The 16,523-nt window shown below is 70.9% G+C and carries 14 protein-coding genes; 12 read left to right on the plus strand and 2 right to left on the minus strand.

The features are described 5' to 3' along the window. The first annotated feature begins 84 nt into the window (after window positions 1-84). The 5 genes from NS354_RS13805 to tmk all read left to right on the plus strand — a co-directional run bounded on the left by NS354_RS13805 (window position 85) and on the right by tmk (window position 5,109). Window positions 85-252: a DUF4244 domain-containing protein gene (locus NS354_RS13805; RefSeq protein ID WP_241490414.1), complete on the plus strand. Its 168-nt coding sequence runs from the start codon at window positions 85-87 to the stop codon at window positions 250-252. Further along, a complete protein-coding gene (locus NS354_RS07370) occupies window positions 252-608 on the plus strand; it encodes a TadE/TadG family type IV pilus assembly protein (protein WP_058593922.1) in 357 nt (118 codons plus the stop codon). Before NS354_RS13805 ends, NS354_RS07370 begins: the two co-directional genes overlap by 1 nt. Then, window positions 605-1,405, plus strand: a complete 801-nt coding sequence (locus NS354_RS07375) for a M23 family metallopeptidase (RefSeq protein WP_058593923.1) — start codon at window positions 605-607, stop codon at window positions 1,403-1,405. Before NS354_RS07370 ends, NS354_RS07375 begins: the two co-directional genes overlap by 4 nt. Before the next feature lie 178 nt (window positions 1,406-1,583). Further along, the gene (topA, locus tag NS354_RS07380) at window positions 1,584-4,445 is read left to right on the plus strand and encodes a type I DNA topoisomerase (RefSeq protein ID WP_058593924.1); all 2,862 of its coding nucleotides are present in this window, start codon (window positions 1,584-1,586) and stop codon (window positions 4,443-4,445) included. A gap of 31 nt (window positions 4,446-4,476) precedes the next feature. Continuing rightward, window positions 4,477-5,109 carry a dTMP kinase gene (tmk, locus tag NS354_RS07385; protein WP_058593925.1) on the plus strand — a complete coding sequence of 211 codons (633 nt, stop codon included), beginning with the start codon at window positions 4,477-4,479 and terminating at the stop codon, window positions 5,107-5,109. A 206-nt stretch (window positions 5,110-5,315) separates the two neighbouring features. Here tmk and purL read toward each other — a convergent pair whose 3' ends face one another. Next, the gene (purL, locus tag NS354_RS07390; protein WP_193750730.1) at window positions 5,316-7,655 is read right to left on the minus strand and encodes a phosphoribosylformylglycinamidine synthase subunit PurL; all 2,340 of its coding nucleotides are present in this window, start codon (window positions 7,653-7,655) and stop codon (window positions 5,316-5,318) included. A gap of 187 nt (window positions 7,656-7,842) precedes the next feature. Between purL and NS354_RS07395 the strand changes: the two genes are divergently transcribed. The 5 genes from NS354_RS07395 to NS354_RS07415 all read left to right on the plus strand — a co-directional run bounded on the left by NS354_RS07395 (window position 7,843) and on the right by NS354_RS07415 (window position 13,104). Next, a complete protein-coding gene (locus NS354_RS07395) occupies window positions 7,843-8,931 on the plus strand; it encodes a hypothetical protein (protein WP_058593926.1) in 1,089 nt (362 codons plus the stop codon). Window positions 8,932-9,224: 293 nt separating this feature from the next. After that, complete coding sequence (locus NS354_RS07400; RefSeq protein WP_153002144.1) at window positions 9,225-10,217, plus strand: siderophore ABC transporter substrate-binding protein; 993 nt, start codon at window positions 9,225-9,227, stop codon at window positions 10,215-10,217. Then, window positions 10,214-11,236, plus strand: coding sequence for an ABC transporter permease (locus tag NS354_RS07405; protein WP_058593928.1), 1,023 nt, complete (start codon window positions 10,214-10,216; stop codon window positions 11,234-11,236). The genes NS354_RS07400 and NS354_RS07405 overlap by 4 nt, the downstream gene beginning before the upstream one ends. Further along, window positions 11,229-12,293 (plus strand): iron chelate uptake ABC transporter family permease subunit, encoded by a 1,065-nt coding sequence (locus NS354_RS07410; protein ID WP_082677964.1) that lies wholly within the window; start codon window positions 11,229-11,231, stop codon window positions 12,291-12,293. The genes NS354_RS07405 and NS354_RS07410 overlap by 8 nt, the downstream gene beginning before the upstream one ends. Before the next feature lie 49 nt (window positions 12,294-12,342). Continuing rightward, window positions 12,343-13,104, plus strand: coding sequence for an iron ABC transporter ATP-binding protein (locus NS354_RS07415; protein ID WP_058593929.1), 762 nt, complete (start codon window positions 12,343-12,345; stop codon window positions 13,102-13,104). Window positions 13,105-13,127: 23 nt separating this feature from the next. Here the strand turns inward: NS354_RS07415 and NS354_RS07420 are convergent, their stop codons facing one another. Beyond that, window positions 13,128-14,402: a glutamyl-tRNA reductase gene (locus NS354_RS07420; RefSeq protein WP_058593930.1), complete on the minus strand. Its 1,275-nt coding sequence runs from the start codon at window positions 14,400-14,402 to the stop codon at window positions 13,128-13,130. A gap of 114 nt (window positions 14,403-14,516) precedes the next feature. Here NS354_RS07420 and hemE point away from each other — a divergent pair, with 114 nt between their 5' ends. Further along, window positions 14,517-15,629: a uroporphyrinogen decarboxylase gene (hemE, locus tag NS354_RS07425; RefSeq protein ID WP_058593931.1), complete on the plus strand. Its 1,113-nt coding sequence runs from the start codon at window positions 14,517-14,519 to the stop codon at window positions 15,627-15,629. Beyond that, window positions 15,619-16,278 (plus strand): protoporphyrinogen/coproporphyrinogen oxidase, encoded by a 660-nt coding sequence (locus NS354_RS07430; protein WP_058593932.1) that lies wholly within the window; start codon window positions 15,619-15,621, stop codon window positions 16,276-16,278. Before hemE ends, NS354_RS07430 begins: the two co-directional genes overlap by 11 nt. The last annotated feature ends 245 nt before the right edge of the window (window positions 16,279-16,523 follow it).

The following is a 16,523-nucleotide window of genomic DNA, read 5'->3' on the forward strand; positions in this document are numbered from 1 at the left end:
GATCGACGGCTGCGACGAGCGCGCTCGACGCGTCGTCGCCGCGCAGCCCGGGGCGGGGGCCGCGCGTACGCTCCCGTTTCCGGGATGCGAGCACTCGTCGACGACGAGCGCGGAGCCGTGACGGCGGAGTACGCGATCGTCATCATGGCGGCGGTGGCCTTCGCCGGCCTGCTCGTCGCGATCATGCGTTCGAGCGAGATCCGCGCGATGCTCGTCCAGCTCGTCGAGAACGCCCTCGGCACGGCATCCTGATGCTCGCGGCACTGCGGCACGACGATCGCGGCACGGTGACAGCTGAATTCGCGATCGTCGTGCCCGCCGTGCTCGCCGTGCTCGGGCTCGTGATCGGCGGGATCCTCCTCGCTGCGCACCGGATCGCACTCGTCTCCGTCTCGGCCGAGATCGCGCGGTTCGAGGCGCGCGGAGACCGGGATCTCGCCGAGGCGCGACTGGACGGGCTCGGCGGGCGGGTGGAGGTCGAACGCGAGGACGACGGCGCGCTGCACTGCGTCACCCTGCGTTCGAGGCCGGCCGGAGGACTGCTGACTCACGTGACGATCACGTCGCGCTCGTGCGCCGCGCGTTCCACTGAGGGCGCGCACGCGTGAGCGCCCCCGCCACCCTCGTCTGCGCGGCCGCCGCCCTCTGCCTCGGTATTCCCGTGATCACAGCGTCATCGCACCTCGAAGCCGGACATCGCGCGGCCGCGACGGCCGACGCGGCTGCGCTCGCCGCAGCCGATGCCGCAGCGGGATTCATCTCCGGCGAGCCCTGTGCGCTGGCCCAGGAGATCGCAGCATCCGCGAACACCGAGATCGCGAGCTGCGAGCTCGACGCAGCGCTCGCCGACGCGCGGGTCGACGTGACGGCGGGCGGCCCGTTCGGCGCGGTGAGCGCCTCCGCGCACGCCGGACCGCCGCCGGCCGCCGAGGCTCCGGGCGGCGCAGTCGGTGCGAACGGATGGGCGTGGCCGAGCGCGGAGCCCGGCATCACGCAGGGGTTCCACGACGGGTACTCCATCGATCTCCGCACCACCGAGGGCTCCCCGCTCTACGCGCCTTACGACGGCGTGGTCGTTCTCGCCGGAGCCGACGGGGCCGGGCCGCCAGCGAAGTGCATCGCCGAGCCGACCTGGTGGCGCGGACCGAACTACACCGTGCTGATCCGGCACGAATACCGCGGCCGGGTGCTCTACAGCTCGCACAACCACGTGGCCCCGGGTTCCCCCGCGGCCCTCGGAGTCGCGCCGGGCACCTCGGTGCGCGCCGGCCAGACCGTCGCGCTGGCCGGCATGAGCGGGTGCACCTCCGGGCCCCACTCCCACTTCACGCTTTCGACCCGCCCCTCCAACGCGTACCCCGACGTGAATCCGTACCTCTACATCGGCGGCGGCGAGGGCGCATGAACGGGTGCGGCAGCGGTCGATGCGAGAAGTCATCGGAACGACGGACATAATGAGAGGAGAACGCGCGTGGAATCCGGGAGGTGGATTCTCACGCGAGAATGTGTATCGTGTCGGAGCAGAACCCTCGGCCGGTCCTGGCGGAGCAGCCCTGCACTGCGTGAAGCAACGAAGGAGACCCGTGAAGGGTACGAAGAAACTCGTGATCGTCGAGTCGCCGACCAAGGCGAAGACGATCGGCGGCTACCTCGGAGACGAGTACGAGGTCATCGCCTCGGTCGGCCACGTGCGCGACCTCGCGGAGCCGTCGGCGCTGCCCGCGGAGCTGAAGAAGGGCGCCTTCGGCAAGTTCGCGGTCGATGTCGAGAACGACTTCGCACCGTACTACGTGGTGAACGACAACAAGCGCAAGACCGTCTCCGAGTTGAAGCGAGCGCTGAAGGGAGCCGACGAGCTCTGGCTCGCAACCGATGAGGACCGCGAGGGCGAGGCCATCGCATGGCACCTCCTCGAGGTGCTCCAGCCGAAGGTTCCCGTGCACCGCATGGTGTTCCACGAGATCACGCAGGATGCGATCGAGCAGGCGAAGCAGAATACGCGCGACCTCGACACGGCTCTCGTGGATGCGCAGGAGACCCGGCGCATTCTCGACCGCCTCTACGGCTACGACATCTCACCCGTGCTCTGGCGCAAGGTCGCCCCGAAGCTCTCCGCCGGTCGCGTGCAGTCGGCGGCGACACGGCTCGTGGTCGACCGCGAGCGCGAGCGCCAGGCGTTCCGCGCCGCGGAGTACTGGGACCTCACGGCCACGTTCCGGCCGGAGGCGGACGCAGCGGACAGCACGGCGTTCGAAGCGCGACTCGTGCGGCTGGACGCGCAGCGCGTCGCGACGGGCGGCGATTTCGGCGACGACGGCAAGCTGACGGCGCGCGCGGCGAAGGCCGGGGTCATCCCGCTCGAGCAGGACCGCGCGGAGCGCATCGCCGCCCTCCTCGCCGAGCATGCGCGCGGCAAGGTGGTGTCGGTCGAGACGAAGCCGCACACCCGCCGCCCGGCGGCCCCCTTCACGACGTCGACGCTGCAGCAGGAGGCCTCCCGCAAGCTCCGGTACAGCTCGCGGCAGACCATGTCGTTCGCGCAGTCGCTGTACGAGAACGGCTACATCACCTATATGCGCACCGACTCGCCCTCGCTCTCGAAGCAGGCCGTGCAGGCCGCGCGTGCGCAGGCCTCCGAGCTGTACGGCGCCCACACGCTGCCCGAGAAGCCGCGCGTCTACACGGGAAAGGCGAAAGGGGCGCAGGAGGCCCACGAGGCCATCCGCCCCGCGGGCGAGGTGTTCCAGCGGCCGACCGCGCTGAAGGGGAAGCTGACGCAGGGCGAGCACGCGCTGTACGAGCTGATCTGGAAGCGCACCGTCGCCAGCCAGATGGCCGATGCCAAGGGATCGACCGATACGGTGACGCTCGCCGCTCAGGTGCCCGAGAACGCGAACGCGGCGCCCACCGCAGCGGAATTCACGACCAGCGGAACGGTCATCACCTTCCCCGGCTTCCTGCTCGCGTACGAGGAGGGGCGCGACGAGAACCGCGGCGACAAGAGCGGCGATCAGAACGCGAAGCTGCCGCAGCTCACCTCCGGCCAGGCGCTCGGCATCGAGGCGCCGTCGGCGAAGGGCCACGAGACGAGCCCGCCGCCGCGGTACACCGAGGCGAGCCTCACGAAGCGCCTCGAGGAGCTCGGCATCGGCCGACCCTCGACGTACGCGGCGATCATCAGCACCATCATGGATCGCGGCTACGTCGCGAAGAAGGGCCAGGCCCTCGTTCCGAGCTGGATCGCATTCTCCGTAGTGCGTCTGCTCGAGGAGCACTTCAGCGAGCTCGTCGACTACGACTTCACCGCCGAGATGGAGAACGACCTCGACCGCATCGCCTCGGGCGAGGCGGATCGCGGCAAGTGGCTCGGCGAGTTCTACTTCGGCACCGACGCCCACCCCGGGCTGCGCGGCGTCGTCGACAACCTCGGCGAGATCGATGCCCGAGCGATCAACACGATCAAGATCGATGACGAGATCTCGCTCCGCAACGGCAAGTACGGCCCGTACCTGGAGGTCGTCGACGACAAGTGCGAGGTCGGAGACGACGGCGTGGTGAAGCCCCGCAGCGTCAACATACCCGACGGCCTCGCGCCCGACGAGCTGACGCCCGCGAAGGCGCACGAGCTCGCCGACGCGGAGCCCGCCGAGGATCGCGTCGTCGGTCTGCATCCCGAGACCTCGAAGCGCATCGTCGCGAAGAACGGAAGATTCGGTCCGTACGTCACCGAGCTCCCCGACGAAGGTGAAGAACTGCCCAAGGGGCAGAAGCCGCGCACCGCCTCGCTGTTCAAGAGCATGGACCCGGCCACCATCGACCTCGACACGGCAGTGGCCCTGCTGGGGCTTCCCCGCGTCGTCGGCTTCGACCCCGAGTCCGAGGCCGAGATCACCGCGCAGAACGGGCGCTACGGCCCGTACCTCAAGAAGGGGAGCGACACCCGATCCCTGCCGAGCGAAGACGCGATCTTCTCCATCGACCTCGCAGGAGCGCAGGAGCTGTTCGCGCAGCCGAAGTACGGGGCGAAGCGCGCTTCGAGCGCGCTCAAGGAGTTCGAAGCCGATCCGGTCAGCGGCAAGCCGATCAAGGTGAAGGACGGGCGCTTCGGCCCGTACGTCACGGACGGCGAGACGAACGCCACCATTCCGCGCGGCGACAGCGTCGAAGACGTCGACTTCGCGCGAGCCGTCGAACTGCTGGCGATCAAGCGAGCGAAGGGGCCGGCGAAGAAGAAGGCGCCCGCCCGCAAGGCCGCCGCGAAGAAGCCTGCTGCGAAGAAGACGACCGCCAAGAAACCAGCCGCCAAGAAACCCGCAGCTAAGACGTCGGCAGCCAAGACGTCGACGTCTGCATCGAAGACGGTCGACCCGGCGCGATCGGCGGCGGCGAAGAAGGCCGCCGCGACGCGAGCCGCCAACCGAGCAGCCGCAGAAGCGCAGGCGTAGTACGAGCGCGGCTCCGGCCGCTGAGGAGCAAATGAGCGGGACCTTCATCACCCTCGAAGGGGGAGACGGCGCGGGCAAGACCACGCAGGCCGACATGCTCGGGCAGTGGCTCGACGGGCGCGGCCTCGAGGTCGTGCGCACCCGAGAACCCGGCGGTACGCGGCTCGGCGCCGAACTGCGACGCCTGCTGCTGCACGGCGGCGACGAGATCGGTGACGTCGACGCGCGCGCCGAAGCACTGCTCTACGCCGCCGACCGCGCTCAGCACGTCGCGAAGGTGGTGCGCCCGGCCCTGGAGCGCGACGCGGTCGTGGTCCAGGATCGCTACATCGACTCATCGCTCGCCTACCAGGGCGCCGGTCGCGTGCTCGACGTCGAAGAGGTGCGCCGCATCAGCGAGTGGGCGGCCGGTGGACTCTGGCCGCACCTCACCATCCTGCTCGACCTCGATCCCGAGACGAGCGCGGGCCGCCGCCGAGCCCGCGGAGGATCAGCAGACCGGCTCGAAGCCGAGGACACCGCATTCCACGTCGCGGTGCGCGAGGGTTTCCGGGCACTCGCCGCAGCCGACCCGCACCGGTACTTCACCGTGGACGCCACGCTGCCGGTCGACGAGATCCACACCCGCATCATCGGCCGCGTATCGGGGTACCTCACGCGCTGACGAGCACCCGCTCCAGCCGGCTCCGGCGCGCCCGCGGTCACGCACGCGCTCGCGCCGCGCACGCGCACGCGCCCGCGTTCGCGCCGCTCCTCAGTACGAGATCGGGCTTCGGTGAGAAGAATTCCGCAGAAACCCTCTCACCGAAGCCCGATCTCTCACCGAAGCCGGCCGGCACCGAAGCCGGCCGGCACCGGAGCCCTCTCCGGCTAGGCGGATTCGCCGATCACCGCGCCGAAGCGCTCCGGAAGGGTCGCGCGCGACGCAGCCCCGAGCTCGGAGAGGGGCAGCGTGAAGCGATCCTGCACCTCGATCGCGGCGTCGGCGCCGGAGCCGTCGGTCACGCCGATGCGCAGCACGGGGAAGTCGCGACCCGAGCAGAGCCCGCGGAACTTGACCTCTTCCTCGTGCGGCACGGCGACGAGCACGCGCGCCTGCGACTCCGAGAAGAGCGCCGCGGTCGCGTCGACCCCGTCGCGCGAGATGATCTCCTCGATCCACACGCGAGCCCCCACGCCGAAGCGCAGCGCGCCGTCGGTGAGCGCCTGCGCGAGGCCGCCCTCGGAGAGGTCGACGGCGCCCGAGATGAGCCCGCCCTGCGCGCCCGCGTGGAGCAGCTCGGCGAGCGCCCGCTCGTCGGCGAGCGAGGCGATCGGGGGGCGGCCGCCGAGGTGCTCGTGCACGGTCTCGGCCCAGGCCGATCCGTCGAGCTCGTCGCGGGTGACGCCGAGCAGGTAGAGGTGCTCGCCCTCGTCCTGCCAGCCGCTCGGAACGCGCCGGGCGACGTCGTCGATGATGCCGAGCACGCCCACGACGGGCGTCGGGTGGATGGGGGTGTCACCGGTCTGGTTGTACAACGAGACGTTGCCGCCGGTGACGGGAACCTCGAGCTCGAGGCAGGCGTCGGAGAGCCCCTCCACGGCGCGCGAGAACTGCCACATGACCTCGGGGTTCTCGGGGCTGCCGAAGTTCAGGCAGTCGGTGACCGCGGTCGGCACCGCACCCGACGTGGCGACGTTGCGGTACGCCTCGGCGAGCGCGAGCTGCGAGCCGACGTACGGGTCGAGCTGGCAGTAGCGGCCGTTCGCGTCCGTCGCGATCGCGACGCCGAGGCCGCTCTCCTCATCGACGCGGATCATGCCGGCGCCGTCGGGGAACGCGAGGGCGGTGTTGCCGAGCACGTACTTGTCGTACTGGTTGGTGACCCACGACACGTCGGCCTGGTTCGGCGACGCGGCCACGGCGATCATCTGCGCGCGCAGGTCGTCGCCGCTCGCGGAGCGGGCGAGGCCCGAGGCGTTGACGCCCGATGCCTGCAGCTCGTCGATCCAGGAGGGGTACGCGACGGGGCGCTCGTAGACCGGGCCGTCGACGGCGACCGTCGAGGGGTCGACGTTCACGATCTCCTCGCCGCGCCAGTTGATGACGAGGCGGCCGGTGTCGGTGACCTCGCCGAGCACGCTCGTCTCGACGTCCCACTTCGCGGTGACGGCGAGGAACGCGTCGAGCTTGTCGGGGTGCACGACCGCCATCATGCGCTCCTGGCTCTCCGACATGAGGATCTCCTCGGCGGTGAGCGAGGGATCGCGCAGCAGCACGCTGTCGAGCTCGATGAACATGCCGCCGTCGCCGTTCGCGGCGAGCTCCGACGTGGCGCAGGAGATGCCCGCGGCCCCGAGATCCTGAATGCCCTCGACGAGTTCGTCGCGGAAGAGCTCGAGGCAGCACTCGATGAGCACCTTCTCGGCGAAGGGATCGCCCACCTGCACGGCGGGGCGCTTCGTGGGCCCGCCCTCGCTGAAGCTGTCGGAGGCGAGGATCGACGCGCCGCCGATGCCGTCGCCGCCGGTGCGGGCGCCGAAGAGCACGACCTTGTTGCCGGTGCCCGAGGCGTTGGCGAGGTGCAGATCCTCGTGGCGCAGCACTCCCACGCCGAGCGCGTTCACGAGCGGGTTCGCCTGGTACACGCCGTCGAAGACGGTCTCGCCGCCGAGGTTCGGCAGGCCGAGGCAGTTCGCGTACGACGAGATGCCCGAGACGACGCCGTGCACCACGCGCGCCGTGTCGGGATCGTCGATGGCGCCGAATCGCAGCTGATCCATCACGGCGACGGGACGGGCGCCCATCGAGATGATGTCGCGGATGATGCCGCCGACGCCGGTGGCGGCGCCCTGGAACGGCTCGATGTAGGAGGGGTGGTTGTGGCTCTCGACCTTGAAGGTCACGGCCCAGCCCTCGCCGATGTCGATGACGCCGGCGTTCTCGCCCATGCCCACGAGCAGGCGCTCGCGCATCTTGTCGTTGACCTTCTTGCCGAATTGGCGCAGGTAGACCTTCGACGACTTGTAGGAGCAGTGCTCGGACCACATGACCGAGTACATGGCCAGCTCGCCCGAGGTGGGGCGGCGGCCGAGGATCTCGCGGATCCGCTCGTACTCGTCGGGCTTCAGCCCGAGCGCGCCGTAGGGCTGCTCCTTCTCGGGCGTCGCGATCGCATCGGCGACCGTGTCGGGGCGGGGACCGCTCTGGGTGGCGTCGATGTCTGTCACGCTCGATGTGCTCCGTGGCTCGGGGGCGATTTCGGCGCACGGGAGCGCCGAACGTACGGGCTTCAGTCTACGCGGTCGCGTGGCGCGCCCGGTGCCGGTGCGCTCCGACCGCGGCGGCTTTCCCAGGGGTCTGCGCGCTGACGGTCTAGGCTGGTGATCGTCAACAGATCAGGGGAGACTGAACGCCATGAGCGATCCGAACACTCACGCATCAGACCAGACGCCCGCGCCGCGGCAGAGCGAGCAGGCCTCGGCCCCGTCGTACTCGCCGGACGGCGCGCGCCAGACGCCGCAGCAGGGCCAGCAGCGGCCCGCTCGGCAGGCCGATCGGGCGGGTGCCCCGCAGCGCAAGCTCTCGACCTTCCTGAAGGTCAGCATCATCCTGCTCGCCGGGCTCACCGTGGCCTCCATCTCCCTGCTCTTCATCGGCGACTTCCAGGGCAAGTTCGAGCGCGTGTTCTCGACGTTCGCGCTGTTCGCCGTCTTCGTGATCTTCACGGCGCTCGATACGCGACGCGAGCAGAAGTCGGACTGGTACGCGCCGGTCGCGCTCATCGCCAACGCCTACATTCTGGGCCTCCTGATGATCGTCATCTGGATGACTCCCTACAGCCCGTACTCGCTGCTCTGGGAGATCTTCTGGAAGTCGCTGTTCGTGATCGTCGTGACGCGCCTCGTGATCCTCTGCGCGCAGCTCCTGCTGCGGGTCGGCGCGCAGCACTCCGAGACCGTCACGCGCTTCGCGTTCGTGACGAGCGTGCTGGCGGTGCTCTCGGGCATCCTGTTCACCGCGCCCGTCGGCATCGACGCCTTCGAGCTGAACGTGCCCGACATGTACTGGAAGATCGCCACCGCGATTCTGATCCTGACGGCACTGGGCCTCTCGATCACGCTCCTGCTCCGCTGGTTCTTCGGCGCAGACGAGCGGGAGGCCGCCCGCGCCGCCCGCGGCGCGCGCCAGGTCGGCCCCGCTCCGTACGTCGCGCAGCAGTCGCGCGGTCGCGCCGAGCAGCACCCGCAGGCGCTCGCGCAGCACCCCGCGCCCGCGCAGCAGCAGCCCGCGCCCGCGCCCGCGCCGCAGCCCGCGCCCGCGCAGCAGCAGCAGCAGCCCGCGCCCGCGCCGCGGCAGGGGCTGCCCCCGCAGGGTCAGGCGGGCGGGGCCTCAGGTCTGCTGCCCTGGCCGACCTTCGCCGACGGCCGCCCGATTCCGGCGGGCCCCGATGGGCAGCCCGATTTCTCGGTGCCCGGCGCCCCGCGTCCGCCGCATCTGCAGTAGCCGATCGCAATCGCACGATCGCAGTCGCACGATCCACGCGCATCTCCCGGGTCCGCTGTTCGGATCCGGGAGATGCGCGCGTATGGAGTGCGTAAACGACCGCTTCGACTACTGCATTTCGCGCTTCGGCATGCGCAAAATCGCTCGGGCGCTACTGAACGAGCCTCGATTCTTGAACATCAGATGAAAGGATGGCTAGGCTAACTCGGGGCAGTCGGCATACGCCGCGGCCCTGCGCCACGCTGACCTGCGCGGCGCAGATCGATGAGACCCGAGACGAAATGAGCAGCCACGTGTCCACCCTGAAGCTCCGCAGTGCAGCCCTCACGGCCCTCGCTGCGACCGCCGCATTCGCGCTCTCCGCGTGCGCCCCCGCCGCGGAGGCGGAATCCGAGCCGGCCGCGTCCGGCGCGACCGCCGTGACCATCACCGACAATCACGGCGAGGTCGAGGTGCCGGTGAACCCCGAGCGCGTCGTCGCACTCGACAACCACGTGTTCGAGACCCTCGACGAGTGGGACGTGCCGCTCGTCGCCGCCCCGAAGGGCATCATGGGCACGGCGTGGCCCGACTACACCGACGACCCCGAGATCGCGGACGTCGGCACGCACCGCGAGCCGAACCTCGAGGCGATCGTCGCGGCGCAGCCAGACCTCATCATCGGCGGCTACCGGTTCTCCGAGTCGTACGACACCATCGTCGAGCAGAACCCCGACGCGACCGTCATCGAGATCGACCCGCGCGACGGCGAGGATCCGATGGACGAGCTCAAGCGCGAGACCGAGATCCTCGGGCAGATCTTCGACCGGGAGGACGAGGCGGCGGAGCTCGTCTCCGAGCTCGACCAGTCCATCGCCGACGCGAAGCAGGCGTACAACGGATCGGATTCCGTCATCGGCCTGATCACCTCCGGCGGCAAGATCGAGTTCGCCGCCCCGGTGACCGGCCGCAGCGTGGGTCCCGTGTTCTCGGCACTCGACCTTCGGCCCGCGATCGAGCAGGAGGCCGAAGACACGTCGCACGGCGACGACATCAGCGTCGAGGCGATCGCCGAGGCGAATCCCGACTGGATCGTCGTGCTGGATCGCGACGCGTCGTTCGCGGAGCCCGAGCCGGGCGCCGTGCCCGCAGACGAGCTGATCGCCGGCTCCGAGGCGCTCCAGGGCGTGACGGCGGTCGCGAAGGATCAGGTCGTCTACCTCGACTCCGACTTCTACCTCACCGAGGACATCCAGGCCTACACCGAGCTGTACGAGCAGATCCAGGAGGCGTTCGCGGGCGCATGAGCGCGACGCAGCAAACCGCTCCGGCGGTTCCGGGCGGGGCCCGCACCCACGGTGCCGGCCCCGCCCGTCGTTCCCGCTGGAGGGGGTCGATCACGCTGATCGTCGCGATCGTGCTGGTCGCCGCGCTGCTCGTCGCCTCGCTACTCGTCGGCGCGTACGACATCGCGGGCGGGGAGCGCGGCGGCGAGATGTTCTGGATCACGCGGGTGCCGCGCACGCTCGCCCTCGTACTGGCGGGCGCCGCCCTGGCGACGAGCGGGCTCGTGATGCAGATGCTCACGCAGAACCGTTTCGTCGACGCGACGACCTCCGGTACGACGGAGTGGGCGGCGCTCGGGCTGCTCCTCACCGTGCTGGTCGCGCCCCAGGTGGGTCTCGTCGGGCGCATGGTGATCGCCAGCCTCTCGGCCTTCGTCGGCACGCTCGTGTTCATGGCGATCCTGCGCCGCATCGTCATCCGCACGACGCTCGTGGTGCCGCTCATCGGGATCATGCTGGGCGCCGTCGTGAGCGCGCTCACCACCTTCCTCGCCGCGCAGTTCAACCTGCTGCAGATGATCGGCACCTGGTTCATGGGCAGCTTCACCTCGGTGGTGCGCGGCCGCTACGAGGTGCTGTGGGTCGTCGGCATCGTCACCCTGCTGGTCTTCGTGCTCGCCGACCGCCTCACCGTGGCGGGTCTCGGCGAGGAGATCGCGACGAGCGTCGGCGTGCGGTACGAGCTCGTGCTCGTCGCTGGCACGGCGCTCGTCGCGGTCGCCGCCGGGGTCACGACGGTGGTGGTCGGGTTCCTGCCGTTCCTCGGGCTGGTCGTGCCGAACGTCGTCGCGATGATCCGCGGCGATCACGTGCGCAGCAATCTGCCCTGGGTGTGCCTCGGCGGGATCGCGCTCGTCACGGCGTGCGACCTGATCGGCCGCACGGTGCGCATGCCCTTCGAGGTGCCCGTGTCGATGGTGCTGGGCATCGTCGGGTCGGTCGCCTTCATCACGATCCTTTTGCGGCGGCGCAGTGCGTAGCGCCGAGCAGCGGCAGGATCCGGCGGGGGAGCCGAGTGCGCGCCCCGAGCCGCCCGAGACCAGGGTGCGCGATGGTCTGCGCTCCCCGCTCGCGTGGTGCGGCGAGCATCGGGCGCTCCTCGTCGTGGGGTGCGCGGCGGTCGTGCTCGCCATCGCGATCCTCGTGTACGGCAACCCCGCCGAGCCGGGTTCCGACGGGTTCTGGATCATCGTGCGGTCGCGGCTCGCCTCGCTCGGAACGATCGTGCTCGTGTCGGTGTGCCAGGCCGTCGCGACCGTGCTCTTCCACACGGCGACCGCCAACCGGATCCTCACCCCCTCGATTCTCGGGTTCGACGCGCTGTACGTGCTCTCGCAGACGGCGCTCGTCTTCGTCTTCGGCATGGCCGCGGTCGGTATGGAGGGGATCCCGAAGATCGTCGCGCAGAGCCTCCTCATGATCTCGTTCGCGACCCTGCTCTACGGGTGGCTGTTCTCGGGGAAGCGCGCGAACCTGCACCTGCTGCTGCTCGTCGGGGTAGTGCTCGGCATCGGCTTCGGCTCGCTGTCGACGTTCATGCAGCGACTGCTCACCCCCAGCGAGTTCGACGTGCTGAGCGCCCGCCTGTTCGGCAGCATCGGCAGGGGCAACCCCGACTACCTGCCGATCGCGGGCGCGATCGTCGCGATCGTGCTGGTCGTCGTGTGGCGCCGGCGGCACGTGCTCGACGTCATCGCACTCGGCCGCGACGTGGCCACCGGGCTCGGCGTCGCATACCGCCGCGAGGTCGTGCTGATCCTCGTGACCGTGGCGGTGCTCATCTCGGTGTCGGCGACGATGGTCGGCCCGATGACGTTCTTCGGCTTCCTCGTCGCCACGATCGCCTACCAGTTCACCCGCGAGGATCGCCACTCCGACACCCTCCCGCTCGCCATCGGCGTCGCGCTGGTGACGCTGCTCGGTGCGACGTTCGTGCTGAAGCACGTGTTCGCCGCCGCGGGGCTCGTGACCGTGATCATCGAATTCGCGGGGGGCCTCCTGTTCCTCGTCATCCTGTTGAGAAAGGGGCTCCGATGATGAGCCGTTGCCGCCTCCGTCCCGTCCGCGCGATCCACGGGGGTCGCTCGTGATCGCACTCACCGGAGTCGAGAAGCACTACGCCGGTCGGCGGGTACTCGGCCCGATCGACCTCGCGATCGAGCGCGGCGGCGTCACGGCACTCATCGGGCCGAACGGGGCGGGCAAATCGACCATGCTCACCATCATCGGGCGGCTGCTCGACGCCGACTCGGGGCGGGTCGTGATCGGCGACCTCGACGTGCGCGCCGCGAAACCCCGGGACCTCGCGCGGGCGGTGTCGATCCTGCGGCAGGAGAATCACTTCATGTCGCGCCTCACGGTGCGGCAGCTCGTCACGTTCGGGCGCTTCCCGCATTCGGCGGGCCGCATCACCGCGGCCGACGCGGCGGCGATCGACTCGGCCATCGCGTTCCTCGACCTCACCGCGATGGAGCACCGCTTCATCGACGAGCTCTCGGGCGGGCAGCGGCAGCGGGCGTTCGTGGCGATGGTGCTCGCGCAGGACACCGACTACGTGCTGCTCGACGAACCGCTGACGGGGCTCGACATGCGGCACGCGGTCTCGATGATGGGGCAGGTGCGGGCGGCCGCCGATGCGCTCGGGAAGACCGTCGTGCTCGTCATCCACGACGTGAACTTCGCGGCGGCCTACGCCGACCGCATCGTGGCGCTCGCCGATGGGCGCGTGGTGGCGTCGGGCACGCCCGACGAGATCTTCACCCCCGAGGTGCTGCAGCGCGTCTTCGATACGCCGGTCGAGGTCGTCGAGCACGGCGGCTCCCGCGTGGCGGTCTACTACCGGCCGTAGTGGGCCCGCGGCCCCGGGTCCGGTCAGCCGCGGTCGGCCGACTCCAACCCGAACAGGGCGGAGAGCGCGTCGGAGGCCTCGGAGGCCCGGCCCTCGCGCCCGAGCGAGCGGATGCGCGTGGTGGGCGCGTGCAGCAGGCGGCCGGTGAGTCGGCGCAGCGCGGCTTCCACGTCGGCGGAGGTGGCGTCGTCGGCGTCGTCGCCGCGTCGGGCGCGGCAGAGCTCCTCCTCGAGGATCGCGTTGACGTGCCCGCGCAGCGCGAGCAGCACCGGCAGCGTGTCGCGCTCGGCCTGCGAGGCGCCGAACTCGACCGCGGCGTCGTGCACGATCTCGAGCGCCTCGTGCTCGGTGCCGAGTTCGGTGATGGGGGCGTGCTTCGCGATGGTCTCGAGATCGAGCAGTTCGATGCCGTCGATGCGCGCGACGGCCGGGTCGATGTTGCGGGGCATGCCGAGGTCGATCAGCAGCCGCGAGGAGCGCGAGGCTTCGGGCTCGGCGCCGCCGCGATCCGCCGCTGCATCGTCCGCCTGCGCGAAGTCCGCCTCCGAGAGCAGGGGCTCCTCGGTGCGGCTGCAGGCGATGATGACGTCGGCGGCGTCGAGCGCTCGGCGCAGCTCGCCAGGGTCGACGGCGGTGAGTTCGTGGCGCTCGGCGTAGTCGGCGGCCCGGCCCGAGGGGGAGTGGACGCTGATGCGCTCGGCCCCGCGGGAGCGCAGCGCGGCGATGGTCGCGCCGGCGTAGGCGCCCGTGCCGATGAGGAGGATGCGCGCATCCTCCCAACTGGGCACGCGGATCTCGGCGAGGCGCAGCGCGAGCCGCACGAGCGAGCGCCCCTGCGAGTGGATCTCCGTGCGGTGCTTCACCGTGCGCGAGGTGCGCGTCGCGGTCTGGAACAGGCGCTCGAGGTGATGGGTCACCGTTCCGCGCTCGCGCGCCTCGACGTGGGCGCGGCGCACCTGCCCGGCGATCTCCTCCTCGCCGACCACGGCCGACTTGAGGCCGGAGGCGACGGCGAAGAGGTGCTCGGCGGCGCGGTGGTCCACCTCGACGTCGGCGGCCATCGAGAGCGACGACGCCGGCACACCCGCCGTGCGGGAGATCTGCTCGACGAGCTCAGCGCTGGTGTCGCGCGGCGCCTGCGCGTAGACCTCAAAGCGGTTGCACGTCGACAGCACGACGACGCCCTCGGTATCGGGCGCGGCGGTCAGTGCCTCGGTGATCTCCCGGGTACGCCCGGTAAGGCGCTCCAGCAGAGGGAAGGAGCACCCGCGGTGATCGAAGGAGAGGCACAGCAGCATAGATTATCGATACGTTTTCTGATCAGGGATTCGTGGATGTTTCGCGCGGCGTTTCGCTCGAACCTGAGCACATCAGATGTGACACATCAGATCTATAAGCTAGCATCTCGACCGATGAACTTCCTCCCAGCTTCGCACCCGCTCGTCGACGGCCGAACGGGCGACGCGCCATTGATCCGAGCCCTGAGGGGCGACCGCCCCGAGTCTACGCCGGTCTGGTTCATGCGTCAGGCCGGCCGCTCGCTGCCCGAGTACCGGGCGATCCGAGCCGACCACCGCATGCTCGACGCCTGCCTGACCCCCGACCTCGCGAGCGAGATCACCCTGCAGCCGGTGCGCCGGCACGGCGTCGACGCCGCGGTGTTCTTCAGCGACATCGTCGTGCCGATGAAGCTCGTGGGGGTGGACGTCGACCTCGTGGCGGGCCGCGGGCCGGTGTTCGCGAACCCGGTGCGCACCGCCGCCGACGTGGCCCGGGTGCGCGAGGAGTTCACGCCCGAACGTCTCCACGCGGCACTCGATCCCGTTCGCGATGCCGTGCGCCTCACCGCCGACGCGCTGGGCGGCACGCCGGTCATCGGATTCACGGGAGCCCCGTTCACCCTCGCCGCCTACCTCGTCGAGGGCGGCCCGTCGCGCGACCACCTGCGGGCGCGCACGCTCATGCACTCCGATCCCGAGACCTGGGCGGCGCTGCTCGACTGGGTCGCCGACCTCTGCGGCGTCTTCCTCAAGGCTCAGGTCGAGGCCGGCGCGAGCGCGGTGCAGCTGTTCGACTCCTGGGCCGGCTCGCTGTCGCCCGTCGACTACCGCGAGCGCGTTGCGCCCGCGTCCCGCCGCACCCTGGAGCCGGTGCGCGAGCTCGGCTTCGCCGCGGGCGAGGGGTACGCGGCCCGGCCCCGCGCCGTGCCGATCATCCACTTCGCCGTCGGGTCGGGCCATCTGCTCGAGGAGCTCGCCGATGTCGGCGTCGATGCGCTCGGCGTCGACTGGCGCACCTCGCTGGAGGAGGCGAACCGCCGGCTCGGCGGCGGGATTCCGCTGCAGGGCAACATCGACCCCGCCTTCCTGGGCGCCGCGCCCGAGGTGCTCGAGGCGCACGTGGCCGATGTGCTGCGGCAGGGCCGGAGCGCCCCCGCCCACGTGCTGAACCTCGGGCACGGCGTGCCCCCGGAGACGGACCCCGATGTGCTCACCCGCATCGTCGCACTCGCGCATGGAGCCTGACTCACTGCGGCCCCGCATCGCGGTCGTCGGCGGAGGCGTCTCGGGCCTGGTTGCGGCCCGGGAGCTCGCGCTCGCGGGCGCCGACGTCGTCGTGATCGAGGGCGCCGATCGCCTCGGCGGCCGCATCCGAGGTGCGGCGCTCGCCGGCGTCACCGTCGACATCGGCGCCGAGTCGTTCGCCACGCGGGGCGGCACCGTCGCGGCGCTGATCGGCGAGATCGGCATGGCCGATCAGATCGTGCGGCCCGCGCCGCTCGGCTCCTGGGTGATCGACGGGCCACGGTCGATTCCGCTGCCGGCGGCCGGCACCCTCGGTATCCCGGCGACGCCGCTCTCCGCGGCGACGGTGCGCGCCCTCGGGCTCCCCGGCGCGCTGCGCGCCGCGGCGGAGCCGCTCCTGCCGCGACGCGTCGGCCGCGACGCGGAGTCGCTCGCCGACCTCGTTCGGGCCCGGCTCGGCTCGCGCGCGCTGCACCGCCTCGTGCGGCCCGTCGCGCTCGGCGTCTACTCCGCAGACCCCGACCGTCTGGGAGTGACGACGGTGCCGGGTCTCGCCGACGCCTATGCCCGGCGCGGGTCGCTCATCGCCGCCGCGCGCGACGTGCGCGACAGCCAGGCGGCGGCGATGAGCGACCCGCGCCGGGCATAGGCGTCGGCGAGACCCGGCACCGTCGTCACTCCCAGACGGTCGGGGTCTGCGGAGTAGACGCCGAGCGCGACGGGCCGCACGAGGCGGTGCAGCGCGCGCGAGCCGAGCCGGGCCCGAACGAGGTCGGCGAGCGACTCCGCGTCGCGGCCGACGCGTCGCGGCAGGAGCCGCTCCGCCGCGGCGCGCCGCGCGCCGGGGAACCCGGGATGTCCCTTCTAACCCTCTCCGAGCCCAAGAGACTAGGA

Origin of the sequence: Leucobacter chromiiresistens (assembly GCF_001477055.1) — a bacterium.
GTDB classification, from domain to species: domain Bacteria; phylum Actinomycetota; class Actinomycetes; order Actinomycetales; family Microbacteriaceae; genus Leucobacter; species Leucobacter chromiiresistens_A.